Here is a 2540-nt window from a genome sequence, read left to right on the forward strand (position 1 = left end):
ACACAATGACACGCGGTCAATCGTAACATGGGTCAGGCCATCAAGCCGCAATACCATATTCACAGTCGTAGCAGTTCCCCTTGCTGCTCATGGAGATCAGGATGCCGCGTTTTCGGAGCGCGGCCTGATAGTCGACAGAGCAGTATTGCGATCCACGATCGGAATGATGGATCATCCCCGGTGCAGGTTCGCGGTTCACAATGGCGCGACGCAGAGCCTCGACTGCGAGGCCGCGCTTCAGCCGGTCACTCGTCGCCCAGCCGACGACCCGCCGCGAGTGGAGGTCGAGCACGACCGCGAGATAGAGCCAGCCCTGCGCCGTCCAGATGTAGGAGATGTCGGCGCCCCATTTCCGATCCGGCTGTTCGGCTTCGAAGTCCTGGGCGAGCAGGTTCGGGGCGACCGGCCAGGCGTGTTCGCTGTCCGTGGTCCGCTTGAACCGCCGCTTCTGACGGGCCACGAGGCCATTCTCCCGCATCAGCCGGGCCGTTCGGTGACGCCCGATCCGGTGGCCGTCGTCGATGAGGTCCCGGTGCATCCGCGGGCTGCCATAGGTGCCGTTCGACAGGGCGAAGGCCGTGCGAATATGGGCAAGACAGATCAGGTCCTGCTTCTGACGCTGACAAGCCGGGCGGCCGCGCCAGGCGAAGAACCCACTCTGGCTGACGCCCAGGACACGGCACATGCCGCTGATGGGAAAGCTGGCCTTCTCCGCCTCGATGAAAGCAAAGCTCATCGACTTGCGTCTTTCGCGAAGAAGGCTGCGGCTTTTTTTAGGATGTCGCGCTCCTGTTTCAGCACTGCGTTCTCGCGTCGCAACCGCTTCAACTCAGCATGCACGTCGACCGAAGCCTCGACCGGATCACTGGCATCCCGCTCGCGACTGAGCCATCGCGTCAATGTCGAAAGTCCAATCCCCAGATCTTCCGCGATCTCCCGCCGCGTCCGACCGCTGGTCAGTGCCAGTCTGACTGCTTCCCGCCGAAACTCCGGCGTCGGTCTGTTGCCATTTCCCATAGAACACCTCCTGGTTCCTCAGTTGGTGCTCTCCACTTTTTCAGGGCAAGTCCAGGTCGCTGAGCTGGCCAAGGTGGAGTACGTGTCACCTCACCAAGCGATGCGCCACACCTTCGCGACCTTCCTGCACAACGTGCTGGGATGGAGTGCCATCGACATTGCCGAGGCGGGGCGCTGGTCCAGTGTGCGTCTGGTTGAGGAGACATACGTTCACTCGGACAAGACGACTCGGAAAGCCGCCAAGGAAATTGCCAAGGCGCGCGTGGCAAATGCGAGGATCGGTAGCCTGCGAATAGTAAGTTGAATGGTGATGGGCAAGAAACGGGCAAAATTTTGCCACCAAAATTTTCTTGCCTATAACCCAACCTGAAACCTTGCAGTGATTTCAGGAGGTTATTGGCTCCGGCGGTAGGGATCGAACCTACGACCAATTGATTAACAGTCAACTGCTCTACCGCTGAGCTACGCCGGAACGGTCCGCGCCGTATAGCGGCCCTGCGTGGGGGCGTCCAGAGGGGGAGGCGAAAAAAATGCAAATAACATCGGATCGCACATTCCGGGACCGAAAACCGCTCTGGGGCAGGGTCGTCCAGGGATCAGCCCAGCAGCCTGAATTCTGCGGTTGCGCTCAGGTCACCGACCGGAGCTACGCGGGATTTTCCCATTAGGTCAATGAGATGGGCCAGAACGTTGCGCTCGGCAGCGAGCAATAGGGCCGCCGGGGTTTCGGTATAGATCCGGGCGGCCAGATCCCCCGGGCGGGCCGGGCCGGAGCGCAGCGCATCGATGATGGCGGCTTCGCGGGCTTCGCGGTGGGCGATCAGCCAGTCGAGACGTCCGGCAGGGTCCGTGATCGGGGCGCCGTGGCCGGGATAGAAGATCCGCCAGTCGCGGGCGCGCAGCTTGCGGCAGGAGGCCATGAAGTCGGTCAGATCGCCATCGGGCGGCGAGACCAGCGAACTGGCCCAGCCCATCACGTGATCAGCGGTGAAACAGGCATCCCCAAAAGCCAGCGCGATGTGGTTGCCCAGATGCCCGGGCGTGTGCAGCACCTCAAGGTTCCAGCCCTCGCCGGAGATCACATCGCCATCTGCCACCGTGATGTCAGGCGTAAACTCGGTGTCGATGCCTTCGCCGCCGCCCGTCATGCCCTGCGCGACCAGTTGCTGCATCGCCGGGCTCCGGCCTGCGCTGGCCGGGCCAAAACCATAGACCGGCGCGCCGGTACGCTGGCTGAGCTCGTCGGCAAGGGGGGAGTGATCCACATGGGCATGGGTGACGATGATATGGCTGATACGTTGATCAGGGCCCACTGCGGCCAAAATCGCCTCCAGATGCTCTGGCAGCACCGGGCCTGGGTCGATCACCGCCAGATCCCGGGTTCCGATCAGATAGGTGTTGGTGCCGCGATAGGTCATTGGCGAGGGGTTCGGGGCCAGAATGCGGCGTACCCCCGGTTGCAGCTCTTCGGCACGGCCGGGGGCGGGATTGAAATCGTCTGGAGCCTGCATTCGGGTATCCGT

General features: G+C 62.4%; 2 protein-coding genes, 1 tRNA gene and 1 pseudogene. 1 reads left to right on the top strand and 3 read right to left on the bottom strand.

The features are described from left to right. Window positions 1-64: 64 nt before the first annotated feature. Window positions 65-1017: pseudogene (locus C6W91_RS19695) on the bottom strand (IS3 family transposase); the annotation flags it as partial. Between the two features lie 82 nt (window positions 1018-1099). On the opposite strand from C6W91_RS19695, the gene C6W91_RS19700 reads away from it, so the two are divergent. Next, on the top strand, window positions 1100-1321 hold the full coding sequence (locus C6W91_RS19700) for a hypothetical protein (protein ID WP_274867631.1): 222 nt from the start codon (window positions 1100-1102) through the stop codon (window positions 1319-1321). A gap of 93 nt (window positions 1322-1414) precedes the next feature. Here the strand turns inward: C6W91_RS19700 and C6W91_RS19705 are convergent. Further along, window positions 1415-1489 (bottom strand) — tRNA-Asn (locus tag C6W91_RS19705). Window positions 1490-1613: 124 nt separating this feature from the next. Continuing rightward, window positions 1614-2528, bottom strand: coding sequence for an MBL fold metallo-hydrolase (locus C6W91_RS19710; protein ID WP_274867630.1), 915 nt, complete (start codon window positions 2526-2528; stop codon window positions 1614-1616). Between the last annotated feature and the right edge of the window lie 12 nt (window positions 2529-2540).

The organism is Phaeobacter sp. SYSU ZJ3003, from assembly GCF_041300735.1.
Classification (GTDB): Bacteria; Pseudomonadota; Alphaproteobacteria; order Rhodobacterales; family Rhodobacteraceae; genus Phycobacter; species Phycobacter gallaeciensis_A.

Excerpts from the sequence above, each read along its gene's own strand:
- C6W91_RS19710 (WP_274867630.1), bottom strand. The coding sequence starts at position 2,528 with ATGCAGGCTCCAGACGATTTCAATCCCGCCCCCGGCCGTGCCGAAGAG.